The following is a 19,712-nucleotide window of genomic DNA, read 5'->3' on the forward strand; positions in this document are numbered from 1 at the left end:
CCTCTTTCCTATTTTTTTAGGAAAATATTTGATTTCCATGAAACTTTAGGCCCTTCCTTGCGTAAATAAGATATAACAAGCAAAGAAGGGGTGATACATATCGTTAGCTTAAAAAGAATATATACGATCACAGGACTAGTCTTTCTTATTTTAATTTTGGGTGTGGTTGCGATATCGACCTGGTATACGGTTGATGAATCCGACCAAGCTGTCATAATGACATTTGGTAAGGTGGAGCAGACGATTACAGAACCAGGACTTCACTTTAAACTGCCTTGGCCGATTCAATCTGTTGAGAAGCTATCGAAAGAAACATTCAGTCTGAAATTTGGCTATAAGGAAGAGGATGGAGAGGTGAAGGATTACCCGAGTGAGACCAAAATGATTACGGGTGATGAAAATATTGTGCTAGCCGACCTAGTGGTTCAGTGGAAAATCACGGACCCTCCAAAATATCTATACAATGCAGATGATCCAGAGAAGATATTATATGATACGACTTCAGCCGCTTTACGGAGTATTATCGGCAGCACCAAAATCGATGATGCACTTACTTCCGGTAAAGCACAAATAGAAGCGGATGTACGGGAATTATTGTCGCAGCTAATGGAGAAATATGATGTCGGTATTTCCATATCTGCGGTTAAACTCCAGGACGTGGAATTACCGAATGAAGAAGTGCGGAAAGCATTCACGAATGTAACGGATGCCCGTGAAACGGCCAATACGAAAATCAACGAAGCGGATAAATATGAAAATAAACGGATGAATGAAGCGGAAGGGGAAAAAGACGCCATCATTTCTCAGGCCAACGGGGATAAAGCTGCCCGTACGGAAGCAGCCCGTGGGGATGTAGCGGTCTTTGAAAAAATATTCAGTGAGTATAAAGGCAATAAAGGGATTACGAAGGACCGTCTTGTTATCGAGACCCTTGAAGGAGTATTGCCCAATGCCGAGATTTATATCATGAATGATGATGGAAATACAATGAAGTACTTGCCGCTTCGTTCACTAGAAAAAGAGGAAACGAAAAAAGCGCCTGTCCCTGATGAAGATAATGCCGAAAAAGCAGAAACGAAAAAGGAGAATGCATCCGAAGAAAAAGCGACAGGGGAAGGGGGCGTTAAACAATGAACGGAAAAATAATAGATTTCAATGAGTTGAAGAAAGGCGACTTTCACTGGAGAGGCTATGTTAAAAGTGGCATTTTCATCATTATTTTGATTGTGCTGCTGCTAATTATTTTCACCAATGTCTATATCGTCAAAGAGGGAGAATATAAAGTTGTCCGTCAATTCGGTGAGGTTGTAAGAATCGATAAGACCCCTGGATTAAAGGCAAAGGTGCCTTTCATTCAAACCGTCATGACCCTGCCGAAGTATCAAATGAGTTCTGATGTATCTGAAGCTGAAATCAATACGAAAGATAAAAAGCGGATGCTGATAGATAATTATGCAGTATGGAGAATAGAAGATCCGAAGAAGTTGATTACAAATGCAAGGACGCTCGGTAATGCGGAAACGAAAATGGAAGAGTTCATTTATTCAGCAGTCCGTTCAGAGTTGGGCCAATTGAATTATGATGAAATCATCAATGATGAGAAGTCATCCAGAGGAAGTTTGAACGACCGCATAACGGAAAAAGTCAACGAACTGCTGCAAAAGGACAGTTATGGCATCAGCTTGACGGATGTCCGGATAAAACGTACGGACCTGCCAGCCGAAAACGAAGCATCGGTCTTCAAGAGGATGATTTCCGAGCGTGAATCAAAAGCCCAAGAATACCTATCAAAAGGTGATGCGAAAAAAAACCGGATCATTGCGGATACTGATCGGAAAGTGAAAGAATTGCTCTCGACAGCAGAGGCAGATGCAGAAGTGATCCGGGCCGAAGGGGAAGGGGAAGCGGCGAAAATCTATAATAGATCTTTTTCCAAAGATCCCGAATTCTATAAACTATACCGGACTCTTGAATCGTACAAAAAAACGATTGGAGATCAAACGGTCATCGTTCTGCCATCGGATTCCCCTTATGCGAGCTTGTTAATGGGAAACACTAAATAACCGCGTTGCCGTTCATTTTTCTTTCCGCTTCTACTCATGGTAGAATAGAGGAAGAAAATGAACGGCTTTTTGCGTTTATAAATAGAAGCTAAAATACTTGAACCTGTATGACTGGAGGAAGACGGATTTGGATAAAAAGTTAGTACTCATAGATGGAAATAGCATTGCTTACCGTGCGTTTTTTGCACTCCCGCTCTTGAATAATGATAAAGGGGTACATACGAATTCCGTATACGGATTCACCATGATGCTCAACCGCATTCTTGAAGAAGAAAAACCCTCGCACATCCTGGTTGCGTTCGATGCTGGAAAAACGACATTCAGACATGCGTCATTTAAAGAATACAAGGGAGGACGTCAAAAAACGCCGCCTGAATTATCCGAGCAATTTCCTTTCATTCGGGAGCTGCTCGATTGTTTTCAAATAAAAAGGTATGAACTGGAGAATTACGAGGCCGATGATATTATCGGTACACTGTCTTTACAAGCTGAAAAAGATGGTTTTGAAGTGAAAGTCATATCCGGTGATAAGGATTTAACACAATTATCCTCCCCCAATACGACGGTTTCCATTACGAAAAAGGGGATTACTGAAATTGAGGAGTATACGCCAAAGCATATCCATGAAAAATACGGGCTATCCCCTTTGCAGATCATCGATTTAAAAGGACTGATGGGAGATGCCTCCGACAATATACCAGGTATACCGGGTGTTGGTGAAAAGACCGCTCTTAAATTATTGCATCAATTTGAAACCGTTGAAAATCTTCTGCAATCGATTGATGAAGTAAGCGGACAAAAATTGAAAGAGAAAATAGAAGAACATAAAGACCTGGCGCTGCTGAGCAAGGAGCTTGCTACGATTACGAGGGAAGTCCCGCTTGAAGTTTCTGTAAGCGAGACCGAGTACAGTGGAATGGATCAGGATCGAGTCATTTCATTCTATAAAGAGCTTGGCTTTTCTACTTTGCTCGATAAATTGGATGTTACGGAAAGTGTACCGCTTGAACAGGAAGAGATAGAGGTCCACACGGCTGAAATGACCGCAGAAATGTTTGCGGATGAAAGTGCTCTATACGGTGAAATCTTAGAAGATAATTATCATCGTGCAGACATTATTGGAATTGCCATCAGTAATGAACATGGTCATTTTTACTTTCATGGAGAAAATGCTTTGAGTTCCGAGGCATTTAAATCCTGGGCAGAAGATGAAACAAAAAAGAAAACGGTTTTCGATGCGAAGCGTACGGTTGTGGCACTCCGCCACCGAGGAGTAGAAATAAAAGGCATCGATTTTGATGTGTTTTTAGCATCCTATATCCTGGATCCGGCAGAATCAGTGGACGAAGTGGCAGAAATCACGAAAACCCAAGGTGCTATTCGACTTGAAGCCGATGATGCTTTTTATGGGAAAGGAGCAAAACGCAAGTTACCTGAGGAGGCAGAATTAAGGGAGCATATCGCCAGAAAAGCGAAGGCGATTCTTTCTCTGAAAGAGCCGATGGTTGATAAGCTTCATGAGTTTGAGCAATATGATTTATTAACGGATCTGGAGCTGCCTTTGTCGATCATCCTTGCAAATATGGAATGGCAGGGCATAAAGGTGGATAGTGGCCGGCTGAAAAACATGGGGCAGGAATTAGCCATCCGCTTAAGAACCATTGAAGGAAGAATTTTTGATTTGGCCGGAGAGGCTTTCAATATCAATTCACCTAAACAACTTGGGGCCATCCTATTTGAAAAATTGGAGCTCCCGGTCATGAAGAAAACTAAAACGGGATATTCCACATCAGCTGATGTACTGGAAAAACTGGAGAGCCAGCATGATATCGTTAAGGAAATATTACTGTACCGCCAGCTTGGTAAGTTGCAATCCACCTATATTGAAGGCTTGCTCAAAGTGGTCAATGGCAAAACGGAGAAGGTGCACACCCGTTTCAATCAAGCATTGACCCAGACCGGTCGGTTAAGTTCAACAGATCCGAATCTGCAAAATATCCCGATCAGACTTGAAGAGGGCAGGAAAATCAGGCAGGCCTTCATTCCTTCCGAAAAGGATTGGATCATTTTTGCTGCTGACTATTCGCAAATCGAGTTGCGGGTGCTGGCGCATATCGCCAATGACGACGGATTGGTTGAAGCGTTCCAGGCTGGTATGGACATTCATACAAGAACAGCGATGGATGTATTCCATGTATCCGCAGAAGAAGTCACTTCGAACATGAGGCGCCAAGCTAAGGCGGTCAACTTTGGAATCGTTTATGGTATAAGTGACTATGGGCTATCGCAAAGTCTTGGCATCACGAGGAAAGAAGCTGGAGAGTTCATCGACAAGTATTTAAGGAGTTTTCCTGGTGTCCAGGAATATATGGAAGACAGCATACATGAAGCCCGTCAAAAAGGATACAGCACGACATTAATGCAAAGACGTCGCTATATACCTGAGATTACAAGCCGGAATTTTAACATCAGGAGCTTTGCCGAACGGACAGCGATGAACACGCCAATTCAAGGGAGTGCCGCGGATATCATCAAGCTTGCCATGATAAATATGAATAAGCGCCTGAAAAAAGAAGGGCTGAAAACGAGGATGCTTCTTCAGGTGCATGATGAATTGATTTTTGAAACTCCTCCCGAGGAACTTGAAATACTTAAAGTGATCGTGCCTGAGGAAATGGAAAATGCCATTGGATTGAATGTGCCCCTTAAAGTGGATTATGCCTTCGGGCCAACATGGTTTGATGCCAAATAATAAAAGATAGGTGATTGTAATGCCAGAACTTCCAGAAGTGGAAACAGTCAGAAGAACATTAGAGCAGCTAGTAATCGGAAAAGAGATCAAGGAAGTGTCCGTCTTCTGGCCAAAAATCATTAAAGCCCCTGAGCCTGTCGAACAGTTCCAGGATGCTCTAAGAGGGCAGACGATTCAGAGTATAGGGCGTCGGGGCAAGTTCCTCATTTTCACCTTGGATGATTATTCGATGGTTTCTCATTTAAGGATGGAGGGAAAATACGGGGTGCATCCAAAAGAAGAGCCGTTTGATAAGCATACCCATGTGATTTTCACTTTCACGGACGGCAGTGAACTTCGATACCGCGATGTTCGGAAATTCGGTACGATGCACCTATTTGCTAAAGGGGAAGAATTTGAGAGGTTGCCGCTGCTTCATTTAGGGCCTGAACCGCTATCTGAAGATTTTACAGTCGAGGGGCTCAGTGCGAAGTTGGCAAGAACCAACAGAAAAATCAAGCCAGTTCTCCTGGATCAAACGGTTGTCGTTGGAATTGGAAATATATATGTGGACGAGTCGTTATTCCGTGCTGGTATCCATCCGGAAAGGATAGCTTCTTCACTCTCAATGGAAGAAATCAAAAAGTTGCATGCAGAAATCATTACAACATTAGGTGAAGCGGTGGAAAAAGGAGGAAGTACGATTCGTTCATACGTCAACTCTCAAGGACAAATCGGCATGTTTCAGTTAGAACTGAATGTTTATGGACGAAAAGGCGAGAACTGTAAAACATGCGGAACGCCACTGGAAAAGCTAGTTGTTGCAGGACGCGGTACACATATTTGCCCATTATGCCAGCCGTACATGAGCTAATGTTTTTTCAAACACATCGGATGGGCTCCTTCCATATACTAGGGTAGCAACGAGATGGAAGGAGTAATATTCCGATGTGGCTACAAATTATTTTTCTTGCTTTTGCAGTTAGTATTGACGGATTTGGCGTAGGTTTGACATTCGGTATGCGGAAGATGAAAATCCCCTTAAAGTCAATAGCAGTCATCTCTTTTTGTTCTGCATTGAGTTTGGGCATAGCGATGGTCATCGGACAATTCATCAGTCAGCTCATATCTATCGGGGCGGCTGAAAAAACGGGGGGCATCATTCTCATTATTCTTGGTGCCTGGATGGTATACCAGTATTTTAAGCCTGACAAAGAACTGAATGAAGATAGATATCATGAAAAAATCATCTTTAATTTTGAAATAAAATCACTTGGGGTAGTCATCAATATTTTGCAAAAACCATTGAATGCCGATTTTGATAAATCAGGTACGATCACTGGTGTTGAAGCGCTTGTGCTGGGGTTTGCGCTATCGCTGGATGCGTTCGGGGCCGGGGTTGGAGCGGCCATGATCGGAATATCGCCAATCATCCTCGCTGGATGCATCGCTGTTATGAGTTCAATCTTCATATGGAGCGGACTCCAAAGCGGGAAATTGCTTTCAAATAATAAAATTGTCCAGCATTTGACCTTTCTTCCAGGTGTACTTTTAATTTTTATCGGCTTATTCAAGTTATGTTAATTGATTTAAAAGGGGGAGCTTATGGGACAAATCATCGGAATCACTGGGGGCATCGCTAGCGGGAAAAGCAGTGTCAGCCTCTATTTACAAGAACTCGGATTCACAATCGTAGATGCAGATCTGGCTTCCCGTGCTGTCGTTGAGCCAGGTGAAGAAGCGTATCATCAAGTGGTGAAAACGTTTGGAGAAGATATTTTATTGACGGATGGGACTATCGATCGCGTAAAGTTAGGGTCGATAATCTTTCATGATCAGGAAAAAAGATTGCTTTTGAATGGCATCGTGCATCCAGCCGTCAGAAAGTGGATGCGCCTCAAAACGGAAGCGGCGCTTGCAGCTGGTGAAGAAACGGTATTCATGGATATTCCGCTCCTATTCGAAAGTAAGCTAACATACATGGTGGAAAAAACACTTCTGATATATGTAGATGAGCGAGTTCAATTGGAACGCTTGATGAACAGGAATGGCCTATCGGAGACGGATGCTCTCGCCAGAATTCATTCGCAAATGCCCTTAGCTGATAAAAAGGCTTTGGCGGATGCCGTCATCGATAATAACGGGGACCTTACCGAAACGAAGAAGCAAGTGAAGGCCATACTTAGCGAATGGCATGTCATATAGGTGTCATAAAAGGAAGAAACCTCCAGGTTTCTTCCTTTTATGTTGAAAAAATAAGTGTAATCCGCATTTTTATTAGCACAATTCAACTTAATTATGTTATACTAATTACATATGAGAGGTAATAAGTATAACATTAATATTTTCAGGAGGGTCCGAACAATGAATTCAAGAATAGCGATTAACGGATTTGGGAGAATTGGAAGAATGGTTTTCCGAAAGGCCATATTAGATGAGAGTTTGGACATTGTTGCCATTAATGCAAGCTATCCTGCTGAAACTTTAGCCCACTTACTAAAGTATGATACGATACATGGTAAATTCGACGGTATCATTATAGCGGAAGATGATTCACTAGTAGTGAATGGCCGCCGAGTACAACTAATAAATAACCGCGATCCAAAGCAATTGCCTTGGAAAGAGATGAACATAGATATTGTAATTGAAGCTACTGGAAAATTCAATGATCGTTCTAAAGCGGCTCTTCATTTAGAAGCAGGGGCAAAAAGGGTGATTTTATCGGCACCGGGTAAAAATGAAGACGTTACCATTGTAATGGGCGTCAATCAGGAAGTGCTGGAAATTGACAAGCATTTTGTCATATCCAATGCATCTTGTACAACTAACTGTCTTGGACCTGTTGCAAAAGTCCTTGATGAAAAATTCGGCATAAACAACGGTTTAATGACAACGATCCATTCTTATACAAATGATCAAAATAATATCGATAACCCGCACAAAGACTTAAGACGTGCCCGTGCCGCTGCGGAAAGCATCATTCCTACGACTACAGGAGCTGCAAAAGCCATCTCCTTGGTGTTGCCTCAATTAAAAGGCAAGCTTCACGGAATGGCGTTACGCGTACCGACACCTAACGTATCTCTAGTCGATCTTGTTGTGGATTTAAACCAGGATGTCACGATTGAAGAAGTGAACCAAGCGTTCATCGACGCTTCAGAAAATGAACTAAAAGGAATCATGGAATTCACGATGGAACCTTTAGTTTCCAGTGATTTCAAAACGAATCCTCACTCTGCCATCATCGATGGTTTAACGACGATGATGATTGGTGACAGGAAAGTGAAAGTCCTGGCTTGGTATGATAATGAGTGGGGTTACTCCAACCGGGTAGTGGACCTTGTGAAATTAGTTGCGTCCGAGTTGAAAAGAACTTCCGAAGTCGAGTTATCAGTAAAATAATAAAAAAAAAAACGAGCCTGCTAAGTTTTTTTAGCGGGCTATTTTTAATTCAGTGATTAATCAATTTCTGGCCACTCTATGGTACTGAATAAACACGAAAACAGAATTTGCTCTACATGGGAACCTTTGCTATATCCCTATTACATATAAAGTTTATCTTTCTAAAAATTCAATTTGGAGTTGCAAAAAAAATTCAAACCATATATACTATGAATCGTGAACTTCTTCAAAAGCGGTTTGCATGATGGCTACTTAAAGGGTTAGGACCTCTTTGGACTAACTTTCCCCCGTGGTAGTTATCAGAACTTATTTTTAAATCATGGTAAGGGGGAAGCTTAATATGGAAACAGCTTACACTATGGAAACAATGGGTAGACATGTCATTTCTGAACTTTGGGGTTGTGACTTTGAAAAACTGAACAATATCGATTTGATTGAAAAGATTTTTGTTGATGCTGCTTTGAAATCAGGTGCAGAGGTACGCGAAGTTGCCTTTCACAAGTTTGCTCCACAAGGAGTTAGTGGGGTTGTCATCATTTCTGAATCACATTTAACGATTCACAGTTTTCCAGAACACGGCTATGCCAGCATTGATGTCTATACATGCGGTAACTTGGATCCGAATATTGCGGCAAATTATATTGCAGATGCTTTGAATGCGCAAACGCGTGAAAACATGGAGTTGCCACGTGGATTAGGTCCTGTACAAATGAAAAAAGCCAATATAAGTGCCCTATAAAAAACACGTATACACAGAGATGCCATGGGTGCATCTCTTTTTTAATGCCATGAATCGGCAACCTTCTTAATATTAATGGTACGTGCCAAAAGAGCACAAGACTTTGATGACGGACTTCAGCTGCTTGATCAAAAGTGCCTGCTGCTGGAAGTTACACTTTTTACTTGTACTGGCCGTTCCTTTTAATATAAGATTAAGATAGAAAAGTAATTCCTTGGGGAACATTTAGATAGGGGAGTCCTACATAAAATACGGAGCTGATAATGATGAAATGCCCATCATGTCAATATAATGGAACAAGAGTGCTCGATTCCAGGCCAGTCGATGAAAGTAAATCGATTCGACGACGCCGTGAATGTGAGGCATGTGGTTTTCGATTCACGACATTCGAAAAGGTGGAGGAAACACCACTCATTGTAGTGAAAAAAGGCGGGACACGGGAAGAGTTCAGTCGTGATAAAATCCTGCGTGGCTTAATCAGGGCTTGTGAAAAACGTCCGGTTCCCTTGAAAGAACTAGAACAAATTACCAGTTATGTAGAAAAAGAACTGCGCAACCAGGGCATAGCGGAAGTGAAAAGCGACAATGTCGGCGAAATGGTGATGGACAAGCTGGCAGAAGTCGATGAGGTTGCCTATGTTAGATTCGCATCCGTCTATCGTCAATTCAAAGATATTAATGTCTTTATCGATGAATTGAAAGATTTAATAAATAAAGAAAGAAAGTAGAGCTGAAGATTTACTTTGGCTCTTTTTTCACTACATCTTTTGAAAGGTTTGAATGGAGATGTCAATGCATTGGCAAGAATTGCTCCCAGCGGATTCATACATGGTCTCATCTGCGGGGCTGCTTCATGATTATGATCGGAAAATACTGACCCGACTATATCAACCTCTTATTGGACCTATCTGTATGAGCCTATACATGACGTTATGGAGTGAGTTGGAGGAAAACAGGCTATGGTCGGAAACCTCCTCGCATTATCAATTAATGAATACCATCGGCCTTAAGCTAGGTGATATTTACGAAGCACGCCTTTTACTTGAGGGAATCGGTTTGTTGAATGTATACAAGAAATCGAAAAATGATACGAAGGAATTTATCTATGAGTTGAACCCGCCGTTGTCCCCCCAGCAGTTTTTCACGGATGGAATGCTGAATGTCTACTTATATAAAAAGATTGGTAAAGCACATTTCAACCGGTTAAAGAGATTCTTTTGTGATGATCATATTGAACCGGATCAATATGAGAGTGTGACTAAATCTTTTGCGGAGGTATTCTCCTCCGATCATTTGGACTCATTATATGTAACGGATGAAGCGAAAAATGAATGGAAACCGATGCCAAAACAGCAATACATCGAGCGGACGGATGGAGTCGAGCCATCGGGATTTGACAGCTTATTTGATTTTGACCTTTTATTTGCCGGGATGAAATCCTCGATCGTACCGAAAAAGGCCTTTACACCGAAAATAAAAAGTACGATCGCCAAACTTGCCTTTTTATATGGCATTGATCCGCTTGAAATGCAAAAACTAGTAATGGATGCCGTTTCATTGGATGATGAGATCGATGAGGAGAACCTCAGAAAGGCAGCAAGGGATTGGTATCAAATCGAACGGCAGGCAGATATGCCCTCCCTTGTCAATCGTGTGCAGCCGATTCGTGAACGGACACAAAAAGAAGAACCGAAAACGCAGGAACAAGAGCTGATCCGTCATTTGGAGACGATTTCTCCACGGGAGCGGTTGATGCAATTGTCAGGCGGTGCAGAACCATCAAGCGGTGATTTGAAAGTGGTGGAAGGCGTAATGATCAATCAAAAGCTGAATCCAGGTGTCGTCAATGTCTTAATTGAATATGTCATGCTCAAAACGGATATGAAATTCACGAAGGGCTATGTGGAAAAGCTGGCAGGTCATTGGGCACGGCTGAAGGTTTCCACCGTCATCGAAGCGATGGAATTAGCTAAAAATGAACACAGGAAATATCAAGACTGGGCTCAAGGGAGCAGGAATGTTGCTAAGGGCGGCCGAAAAAAGGCGATTCGGGAAGAAGTGGTTCCGGAGTGGCTTGAGAAAAAGGAAGAAGTACAACAGGAGCAGAATACGGATCAGCCTGAATTGAATGCCCAGAAACGTGATCTCCAGGAAAAATGGAAGCAGTGGAAAGCAGGAGGTGAAATGAACGATGGAAAAGATTAATAGTTCCCTTAATAAATTGGCCAATACAAACCAATTTCAAGAGCGTTATGAAAAGCTAAAACAGGAGATTTTTGAAGACGAACAGGTGCGGTTGTTTTTAAATGCCAACAGTTCGACTGTCACGAATGAAATGATTGATAAAAACTTAGGAAAACTTTATGAATTCACTTCACAAAGCAATAAGTGTGATAAATGTCCCAGCTTGGATGGCTGCATCAATATGATGCATGGTTATTATCCCAAATTGGTCGTTCAGGGGAAAGCCCTGAATCTGCATTATGAAATCTGTCCGCGGAAATTGGCAGAGGATGAAAAGCGGAAACGGGAAAAATTGATCCGCAGCCTTTATGTGCCGAAGGATATTTTAAAGGCGACGATCGAAGATTTTACACAAACGGATGATGAAAACAAACGCTTGGGTGTATTAAGTAAGGCGATGTCGTTCATTATGGAGTATGAGCCAGGCGAAAGGCAAAAAGGCTTATATATATATGGGAAGTTCGGAGTTGGAAAAACGTATTTATTAGGTGCTATTGCCAATGAACTTGCTGAAAGGCAAATTTCCTCTCTTATTGTCTATGTACCTGACTACCTAAGGGAACTTAAGGGATCGATAGGTGATAATACGGTCAATGAAAAAATTGAGATGGTGAAGACGGCACCTGTCCTCATGTTGGATGATATTGGGGCAGAGTCGATGACGAGCTGGGGGCGCGATGAGGTTTTTGGTCCGATTTTACAATTTAGGATGCTGGAAAACCTGCCGACGTTTTTCACTTCGAACTTTGACTTGAATGGCCTGGAGAATCACTTAACTTTTTCACAGCGTGGTGAGAAGGAAGAAGTGAAGGCTGCCAGGGTATTGGAAAGAATTCAATATTTAGCGGAGCCGGTCAAGCTGGATGGAGTAAACCGGAGAAGGTAAAAGAAAAGTGGTCTCTAAATAGAGATCACTTTTTTCTTAATACAAGGCCCATCCTACTTCTAAACACGTCCGCATCCCCATATACATGAAAAAAGAAGCAAGGGGGAAGGGGGGATGTCGTAGTGCAAATTTTGTTTCATAATGATTCTGAGGCTTTGAAATTACTGAATTTCGTTTCTGTCCATCCACTAGGGGCAGAATTTCGACCATACATTCAATTTCTTCCGCAACAAGGTATGCATGTGGATATGACGAAGTCTTCAGGTGATAAATGGCTAATCCTGCTACGTGATGCCTTTCATTCATTTTTATTGGAAGAAAAGACGCTTCCGATTCTTGAACAAATAATAGTTGGTAAATTTTTCTATAGAGAACGGGAAGAAATTGAAGCCATCCTTGAGATTGCTTCATCAATCATTGAAGGGGAAAGGGCCAAGAATGAGGAGAAGGCATTCAGTACGGAGAAACGATCAATTGAGGTCGGCCTTCAAAGCATTTTGGAGGGACAGGTATCTTTTTCATTCGATTCTTTTACGACCTTCCGTTTAAAGTCATTCCAGCATTCCTTGGAAAAGTATGTTATTAAGGCCATCGATGAATATAAGTTGGAGCAGGACTATCAAAATTTCATAGCTACTCTCCGCGATTGCCTTCATGGGCAGGAGTCGAAATTAAGGAAGCTTCACCTTGTCAACAACGACGGTTTTCATTTCTATGATCAGGAATACAGCAAGCTTGACCGACCAAAAATTAATAGTTTGATCGACAGGAGTCTTCTTGCCAAAAGTTCACTTTTTCTCGATACAGTGATACTTGCCCCACTGCTATCGATTGCTCCTGAAAACTTGTGTATCTATACAGACGACAGGGACGAGGGACTAATTCAAACCATCGCAAGAATTTTCGAAGAGCGGGCGACCGTCCTGCCGCTTTCGTCATTCTCGAAGTCATTCGAATGAACTTTTTTGGAAAAGAGAAAATTAACCTTGATTTTCACCGTATAACAAATTATAATTTCCTACATACTATTAAAAAACAAAAAGTTATGATGAGGACAAGGGTATTCTAGTTGCCGTTTATCAGAGAGGGGAGCCATCAGGCTGAAAGCTTCCTATTCGCATGGAGCACTTACCACCTTTAAACTTCGGCTCGGAAAGCAATCAATTTGCGAATATGAGCTGACGGGAAGCTGCCGTTACCAAGTTACAAGTGCCATTTTGCCTTGAAAAGCAAGATGGAACGAGGGTGGAACCGCGGGTAAATGACATTTATGACTAAGCTCGTCCCTGTTTTTATACAGGGGCGGGCTTTTTGTGTTGTAATGGAATCGGATACCTGCAAGAATATTTTTTTATCAATAAGAGGGAGTGGAATTGAATGTCTGAATTACTGAAAATATCTTTTCCTGACGGAGCGGTTAAGGAGTTTGCTAAAGGCACAACAACTGAAGACATCGCTGCATCCATCAGTCCTGGTTTAAGAAAAAAATCCATTGCTGGAAAATTCAATGGTGAACTATATGATTTGAAACGCCCGATTGAAGAAAACGGTACTATAGAAATCGTTACACAGGATACTGCGGATGCGCTTGAAGTGTTACGTCACAGTACTGCCCACTTAATGGCACAAGCCATCAAACGCTTGTACAAAAACGCAAAATTCGGTGTTGGTCCAGTCATCGAAGGCGGTTTTTACTACGATATAGATCTAGAGGAATCATTGACTCCCGAAGACCTTCCATTGATTGAAAAGGAAATGAAGAAAATCGTCAACGAAAACTTGGAAATTTCCCGCATTGAAGTCAGTCGTGATGAAGCCATATCCCGTTTTAAAGAAATAGGCGACGAGTATAAACTCGAGTTGATCGATGCGATTCCTGCCGATCAGCAAGTAACGCTTTATGAGCAAGGGGAATTCTTTGACCTTTGTCGTGGCATTCACGTTCCATCAACTGGGAAAATCAAAGAATTCAAGCTATTGAGCATCGCCGGTGCATACTGGAGAGGCGATAGCAAAAACAAAATGCTTCAGCGTATCTACGGAACGGCTTTCTATAAAAAAGAAGATTTAGCCGAACACCTGCGTTTCCTAGAAGAAGCCAAGGAACGTGACCACCGTAAAATCGGTAAAGAATTGAACTTGTTCATGAGCGCACAAAAAGTGGGTCAAGGGTTGCCGATGTGGCTACCAAAAGGCGCGACCATTCGCCGGACTATCGAACGGTATATCGTTGATAAGGAAGAACGTCTGGGCTATGACCATGTCTACACACCTGTAATGGGAAGCGTGGACCTTTATAAAACATCCGGACACTGGGATCACTACCAGGACGACATGTTCCCAGTCATGGAGATGGAAAACGAACAGCTTGTATTGCGTCCGATGAACTGTCCGCATCACATGATGGTATATAAAAACAGTATCCACAGCTACCGTGAACTGCCGATCCGGATTGCCGAACTTGGCTTGATGCACCGCTATGAAATGTCAGGTGCCCTTTCCGGCCTTCAGCGTGTACGTGGGATGACATTGAATGATGCTCACATATTCGTTCGTCCAGATCAAATCAAAGAAGAGTTTAAGCGTGTTGTGAACTTGGTTCTGGAAGTATATAAAGATTTCGATATTAATGATTATTCATTCCGTCTGTCTTATCGTGATCCGCAAGATACTGAAAAATATTTCGATGATGATGCCATGTGGGAAAAAGCACAAAGCATGTTAAAAGAAGCAATGGATGAACTTGGTCTGGATTACTTTGAAGCAGAAGGTGAAGCCGCATTCTACGGTCCTAAGCTTGACGTTCAAGTGCGTACGGCTTTAGGCAAAGACGAAACGCTTTCCACTGTTCAGCTTGATTTCTTGCTTCCTGAACGCTTTGATCTTAATTATGTTGGTGAAGACGGCAAGCAACACCGTCCGGTTGTCATCCACCGCGGAGTCGTTTCCACAATGGAACGTTTCGTTGCATACTTGATCGAAGAATACAAGGGGGCATTCCCGACGTGGCTTGCACCTATCCAAGCACAAGTGATTCCTGTCTCACCGGGAGTACACTTGGATTATGCGAAAGAAGTGCAAGAAAAGCTTAAAGCGCAAGGCATTCGCGTCGATTTGGATACACGTGACGAGAAAATTGGTTATAAAATCCGTGAAGCGCAAATGCAAAAAATTCCATACATGCTGGTTGTTGGTGACAATGAAGTTAACGAAGGCAGTGTGAACGTACGTAAATACGGTGAACAAAAATCGGAAACGATCGCTTTTGAAGATTTTGTTTCAGCGATTAAAGCGGAAGTAAGCCGCTAATAGCAAAAGAGGGGCACAAGTCGTTGTGTCCCTCTTTTAATTAAGTCATGATAAAATGAAATCAACATGTGAATGAATGTACAACAATGAAAAGGAGGGTCAGCATGAAGAAGAAGTTTTCTTATCTATTCGGGCCAACATTCCTTGCCATCCTCATCTTATTGCTAATGGATGAGTATCGACAATATGCGATTGTCCCGGTCCTGTTTTTTTGGATAGTCCTTTTTTCTTGGGATACCATTGAGAAAAAGAAAAAGGCCAAAGACAATTCTTAACAATGGAGAATCGGTTCAATATGGCGTGGGCCAAAGGGGGAATGGGGAGAAGTGGAAATTCGTAAGGCTTCAAAGCAAGATGCAAGTAAATTGGCAGCTCTATTCAATCATGTTGAAGATTCCGGGTATATGCTGTTCAACCCTGGAGAAAGAAAAGCGACGGGGAAACAAATGGAGAAGCAAATGGAGCAAATCGAAAAAAATCCCCTTTCTGTTTTCCTCGTTGCTGCTAGCGGCCATGAGTTGAATGGTTACCTAATCTTATTGGGCAATCAAATGAGCCGAACGAGGCATTCAGCCAAAATCGTCATCGGCATCAATGAGCAGGACAGAGGAAAAGGCATCGGTACGAAGTTATTTCAGAAAATGGAGGAGCATGCACGGACAAACGAAATACGGCGCTTGGCATTGTCCGTGATTGCAAACAACGCCCCTGCGCTATCCTTATATCGAAAGATGGGCTTTGAACAAGAAGGAATAAAGCGCGAATCTCTGTTTTTTGATGGGAAGTATCATGATGAATATTTATTGTCCAAATTACTTTAAAAAAACGTATTGTCAAAATACAGAATGTCTGATAATATTAATTTTGTTGTGAAAAACGAATAAATTTAGCATTTGACAAGTCATCAGTGTTTATGATATATTTCTAAAGTGAATTGAATACGTGTTTGAGGAAAAGAAGAAGCACCCGCTTCTCACCTGGTTGACGCAAGCAATGCAGTTAACAGGTCATGATTTGATTATTTGGATCTTTCTGAATGAGTCTATCAGTGTGGGTGCAGCATGCATCCACACTTTTTTATTATGATTATATCCTGTAAGCGAGTTGTGAGCGTGACCGAATTGATTCAAATATTCGTATTCGCCAATATCTTTGGAGGTGGCTAACTATTAGTAAAGACGCGATGGTAAACGAGGGCATCCGAGCCCGTGAAGTTCGTCTTATTGACCAAAACGGAGAACAACTTGGAATTAAAACGAAATTCGAAGCATTGGAAATTGCCGCTCGTGTAAATCTTGATCTAGTTTTAGTTGCTGCAAATGCAAAGCCTCCGGTAGCCCGGATCATGGACTACGGAAAACACCGCTTCGAGCAGCAAAAGAAAGACAAGGAAGCACGTAAAAATCAAAAAGTCATCAGTCTGAAAGAGGTTCGTTTGAGCCCGACGATTGAAGAACATGATTTCAATACGAAGCTTCGCAACGGTATTAAATTCCTTGAAAAAGGCGATAAAGTAAAAGCTTCTATCCGATTCAAAGGACGTGCCATTACACATAAGGAAATTGGTCAACGTGTACTCGTTCGTTTTTCTGAAGCATGTAAAGAAGTGGCTACAATCGAGCAACACCCAAAAATGGACGGGCGCAGCATGTTCATTATCTTAGCACCGAAAAACGAAAAGTAATTGTAAAGTAATTTGTAATGAGGAGGAATACCTTATGCCTAAAATGAAAACTCACCGCGGATCTGCTAAACGTTTCAAAAAGACTGGATCCGGCAAACTTAAGCGTTCGAACGCTTACACAAGCCATTTATTTGCTAACAAATCTACTAAGCAAAAGCGTAAGCTTCGCAAAGCTAGCCTTGTAAGCAAAGGTGACTTCAAACGTATTCGTCATATGTTAGACAACATTAAATAAGTTCGATTTATCGAGTTAAATAGGAGGGAAATAACATGCCACGTGTAAAAGGCGGTACTGTTACTCGCAAACGTCGTAAAAAGGTAATAAAATTAGCTAAAGGTTACTATGGCGCGAAACATATTCTTTTCAAAGTAGCTAACCAACAAGTAATGAAGTCAGGAAACTATGCTTTCCGTGACCGTCGTCAGAAAAAACGTGATTTCCGCAAACTTTGGATCACTCGTATCAACGCTGCAGCACGCATCAACGGTCTTTCTTATAGCCGTTTAATGCATGGTCTAAAGCTTGCTGGTATCGAAGTGAACCGCAAAATGCTTGCAGATCTTGCTGTTGCTGACGAACAAGCTTTTGCTCAATTAGCAACTGCTGCTAAACAACAATTAGACAAATAAGTCTGACTGATATCAGCCACTCTCTTTTCAAGAGGGTGGCTTTTTACATATTTAAAGGAGGGAATGAGGATGCAAGGTGTATGGATCGTTGTTGCTTATATGATCTTCACAAACATCATCGGGTTTGCCATAATGGGGGTCGACAAAAGGAAAGCGCGAAATCGGGAGTACCGGATCAGTGAAAAGACACTTTGGTTTTGGGCAGTCATAGGCGGAGGGACAGGGTCCTTTTTCGGGATGAGGCATTTCCGCCATAAGACGAAGCATGCCGCTTTTAAGTGGGGGCTGCCTATATTGATGGTGATTCAATTAGGCTTATTCATCAAGATATTCATTCAATAGTCATATGAAGCCGGTATAATGTATATGCTTGTAAAAGCAGCAAAGAGTAGCTGGAGGGAGAGCATGAATGATAAACTGACACTTGTGATGAGCTACGTTCAATCCGGCAGCGTGTTTGCACCTTTGATTTTTATCACGTTTCATTTATTACGGCAATTTTTATTCATTCCTGTCATTGTGGTTTGCATGTCTGGCGGCGTTTTATTCGGGGCAGCTTTTGGAACCATCTATTCGATAATCGGTTTGACCTTGTCCAGTATGGTCTTTTATTTCGTAATAGGCAAATTTCCAAAAACAAAGGATAAGTTACTGCGGCTTAAGAATAAGCTGTTTGGAAACCGAAAATTAAACAGCCGGCAAATTGCAGTCCTGAGGCTAATACCGTTCATCCACTTTTACCTGTTATCGCTTTGCTTATTGGAATCCAATAAGGGATTGAAAAATTATTTTTATTTATCCTTCATGACTAATATCCCTGTAGCATTCGTATACACGGTTTTTGGCCACTATATTGCAGATTTCAGTCCAACTCTGATTGTCATTATTTTATTATCATTAACCGTATTGCTATATTTATTGAGAGAGAAGCAGACGGTCGTTCCGTGGAAGGAATTTTTCCGATCACATGATTAAATTAGGGCCTTGAGTTCATTTCTCTCAAGGCCCTTCATAATGTCCAATGTTTATCATTCTTCCAAAAATTCCTTAATCGGGCTTTTCCAATCAATAACGGCATCCGGATATTGTTTTTTGATGGCTGCCTCGATTTTTAAAAAGTCATTTCGCTTCAAGCCTTTCAAGCCGGCCACTTTTTTAGGCCACATGAAGATGGAGATGACCTCGAAGGAGCGTTCCGTCGTCCCTAAATACTTTTCCCCTTCAAACATCACCCCATTGTACGTCAATAAAAAATTCTTGCGTATGTTCGCTGTATCGTCCAGCAGAAAGAACTTTTTCTGTTCATGTGCCAGCTCTAATTTTCTTTTCGGATTTAATAGGTATTTGATGACCGTATATATTAAGAAGATGATGAGAGCCAAAATAATGAACCGGATGATCAATACCATGGAGCTACCTCCCTTAAACAGAGTGATTCCCTTCATTTACGTATGGGTTTTTAATAAGTTTCATTTATTTGATATAATTTAAGGAAGACGATAGAAAGTAGTGATGAAAAATGAACATAGTTAAATTGATGGACATGCAGGCGGCTTTAGATGAGCATATACAAACTAAGCATGATTTGGCTGCTGAAAACTTGATCGAAAGGAAGATACTTGCTCTTTTAGTGGAGCTTGGGGAGCTTGCTAATGAAACGAGATGTTTTAAATTCTGGAGCCTTAAAGGCCCTTCGGAGAAAGAAACGATTTTGGCTGAATACGTGGATGGGATACATTTCATTTTGTCACTAGGGATTGAACAGGGATTTGTTCCAGAGGTACCTTCTGCCCTCAAAATTGATCAGGTGGATTTGACGGCTCAATTTACTGCGATTTACGGGTACATCAGTGAGTTTCGCACACAATTGACAGAGTCATCATTTCAAAAGGTTTTTACTGAGTATTTACATTTAGGTGAATTGCTCGGATTTTCTGCAGAGGATGTGGAAAAAGCATACGTAAGTAAAAATGAAGTGAACTACGAACGGCAAAAGCAAGGCTACTGATTGTTTATATAACCTT

Annotated in this window: 22 protein-coding genes and 1 other annotated feature; of the genes, 21 read left to right on the forward strand and 1 reads right to left on the reverse strand. The window is 41.7% G+C overall.

What is annotated here, in order from left to right:
* Positions 1-99 precede the first annotated feature (99 nt).
* The 20 genes from hflK to LQ203_RS00870 all read left to right on the forward strand — a co-directional run bounded on the left by hflK (position 100) and on the right by LQ203_RS00870 (position 18,663).
* Positions 100-1,134 carry an FtsH protease activity modulator HflK gene (hflK, locus tag LQ203_RS00775; protein ID WP_230155348.1) on the forward strand — a complete coding sequence of 345 codons (1,035 nt, stop codon included), beginning with the start codon at positions 100-102 and terminating at the stop codon, positions 1,132-1,134.
* Positions 1,131-2,063, forward strand: a complete 933-nt coding sequence (locus LQ203_RS00780; protein WP_230154740.1) for a protease modulator HflC — start codon at positions 1,131-1,133, stop codon at positions 2,061-2,063. The genes hflK and LQ203_RS00780 overlap by 4 nt, the downstream gene beginning before the upstream one ends.
* A gap of 127 nt (positions 2,064-2,190) precedes the next feature.
* Positions 2,191-4,815: a DNA polymerase I gene (gene polA, locus LQ203_RS00785; protein WP_230154742.1), complete on the forward strand. Its 2,625-nt coding sequence runs from the start codon at positions 2,191-2,193 to the stop codon at positions 4,813-4,815.
* A gap of 19 nt (positions 4,816-4,834) precedes the next feature.
* Positions 4,835-5,668 (forward strand): DNA-formamidopyrimidine glycosylase, encoded by an 834-nt coding sequence (mutM, locus tag LQ203_RS00790; RefSeq protein WP_230154744.1) that lies wholly within the window; start codon positions 4,835-4,837, stop codon positions 5,666-5,668.
* 74 nt (positions 5,669-5,742) lie between these two features.
* Complete coding sequence (gene ytaF, locus LQ203_RS00795; RefSeq protein WP_230154746.1) at positions 5,743-6,378, forward strand: sporulation membrane protein YtaF; 636 nt, start codon at positions 5,743-5,745, stop codon at positions 6,376-6,378.
* A gap of 21 nt (positions 6,379-6,399) precedes the next feature.
* A complete protein-coding gene (coaE, locus tag LQ203_RS00800; protein ID WP_230154747.1) occupies positions 6,400-6,999 on the forward strand; it encodes a dephospho-CoA kinase in 600 nt (199 codons plus the stop codon).
* A 159-nt stretch (positions 7,000-7,158) separates the two neighbouring features.
* Complete coding sequence (locus tag LQ203_RS00805) at positions 7,159-8,196, forward strand: glyceraldehyde-3-phosphate dehydrogenase (protein ID WP_230154748.1); 1,038 nt, start codon at positions 7,159-7,161, stop codon at positions 8,194-8,196.
* Between the two features lie 358 nt (positions 8,197-8,554).
* On the forward strand, positions 8,555-8,935 hold the full coding sequence (gene speD, locus LQ203_RS00810; RefSeq protein ID WP_230155349.1) for an adenosylmethionine decarboxylase: 381 nt from the start codon (positions 8,555-8,557) through the stop codon (positions 8,933-8,935).
* A gap of 266 nt (positions 8,936-9,201) precedes the next feature.
* Positions 9,202-9,663: a transcriptional regulator NrdR gene (gene nrdR / locus LQ203_RS00815; RefSeq protein WP_053347258.1), complete on the forward strand. Its 462-nt coding sequence runs from the start codon at positions 9,202-9,204 to the stop codon at positions 9,661-9,663.
* A gap of 64 nt (positions 9,664-9,727) precedes the next feature.
* A complete protein-coding gene (locus tag LQ203_RS00820) occupies positions 9,728-11,140 on the forward strand; it encodes a replication initiation and membrane attachment family protein (protein WP_230154749.1) in 1,413 nt (470 codons plus the stop codon).
* Positions 11,127-12,065, forward strand: coding sequence for a primosomal protein DnaI (gene dnaI, locus LQ203_RS00825; RefSeq protein ID WP_230154750.1), 939 nt, complete (start codon positions 11,127-11,129; stop codon positions 12,063-12,065). Before LQ203_RS00820 ends, dnaI begins: the two co-directional genes overlap by 14 nt.
* A 122-nt stretch (positions 12,066-12,187) precedes the next feature.
* The gene (ytxC, locus tag LQ203_RS00830; protein ID WP_230154751.1) at positions 12,188-13,024 is read left to right on the forward strand and encodes a sporulation protein YtxC; all 837 of its coding nucleotides are present in this window, start codon (positions 12,188-12,190) and stop codon (positions 13,022-13,024) included.
* A gap of 418 nt (positions 13,025-13,442) precedes the next feature.
* Positions 13,443-15,374, forward strand: a complete 1,932-nt coding sequence (gene thrS / locus LQ203_RS00835) for a threonine--tRNA ligase (protein ID WP_230154752.1) — start codon at positions 13,443-13,445, stop codon at positions 15,372-15,374.
* A gap of 104 nt (positions 15,375-15,478) precedes the next feature.
* Complete coding sequence (locus LQ203_RS00840) at positions 15,479-15,649, forward strand: hypothetical protein (protein WP_230154754.1); 171 nt, start codon at positions 15,479-15,481, stop codon at positions 15,647-15,649.
* A gap of 51 nt (positions 15,650-15,700) precedes the next feature.
* Complete coding sequence (locus LQ203_RS00845; RefSeq protein WP_230154762.1) at positions 15,701-16,195, forward strand: GNAT family N-acetyltransferase; 495 nt, start codon at positions 15,701-15,703, stop codon at positions 16,193-16,195.
* 127 nt (positions 16,196-16,322) lie between these two features.
* Positions 16,323-16,459: a sequence feature (ribosomal protein L20 leader region), on the forward strand.
* Positions 16,460-16,557: 98 nt separating this feature from the next.
* A complete protein-coding gene (gene infC / locus LQ203_RS00850; RefSeq protein ID WP_034309072.1) occupies positions 16,558-17,058 on the forward strand; it encodes a translation initiation factor IF-3 in 501 nt (166 codons plus the stop codon).
* A 34-nt stretch (positions 17,059-17,092) separates the two neighbouring features.
* A complete protein-coding gene (rpmI, locus tag LQ203_RS00855; protein ID WP_034309070.1) occupies positions 17,093-17,293 on the forward strand; it encodes a 50S ribosomal protein L35 in 201 nt (66 codons plus the stop codon).
* 35 nt (positions 17,294-17,328) lie between these two features.
* On the forward strand, positions 17,329-17,688 hold the full coding sequence (gene rplT, locus LQ203_RS00860) for a 50S ribosomal protein L20 (protein ID WP_034309067.1): 360 nt from the start codon (positions 17,329-17,331) through the stop codon (positions 17,686-17,688).
* Positions 17,689-17,757: 69 nt separating this feature from the next.
* Complete coding sequence (locus LQ203_RS00865; protein WP_230154763.1) at positions 17,758-18,030, forward strand: DUF1294 domain-containing protein; 273 nt, start codon at positions 17,758-17,760, stop codon at positions 18,028-18,030.
* 63 nt (positions 18,031-18,093) lie between these two features.
* Positions 18,094-18,663: a VTT domain-containing protein gene (locus LQ203_RS00870; RefSeq protein ID WP_230154764.1), complete on the forward strand. Its 570-nt coding sequence runs from the start codon at positions 18,094-18,096 to the stop codon at positions 18,661-18,663.
* Between the two features lie 53 nt (positions 18,664-18,716).
* Here LQ203_RS00870 and LQ203_RS00875 read toward each other — a convergent pair whose 3' ends face one another.
* The gene (locus LQ203_RS00875; RefSeq protein WP_230154765.1) at positions 18,717-19,097 is read right to left on the reverse strand and encodes a sigma-w pathway protein ysdB; all 381 of its coding nucleotides are present in this window, start codon (positions 19,095-19,097) and stop codon (positions 18,717-18,719) included.
* Between the two features lie 110 nt (positions 19,098-19,207).
* On the opposite strand from LQ203_RS00875, the gene LQ203_RS00880 reads away from it, so the two are divergent.
* Positions 19,208-19,696 (forward strand): dUTP diphosphatase, encoded by a 489-nt coding sequence (locus tag LQ203_RS00880; protein ID WP_230154767.1) that lies wholly within the window; start codon positions 19,208-19,210, stop codon positions 19,694-19,696.
* Positions 19,697-19,712: the final 16 nt, after the last annotated feature.

This window comes from Peribacillus sp. Bi96 (assembly GCF_918698115.1).
Taxonomy (GTDB): Bacteria; Bacillota; Bacilli; order Bacillales; family DSM-1321; genus Peribacillus.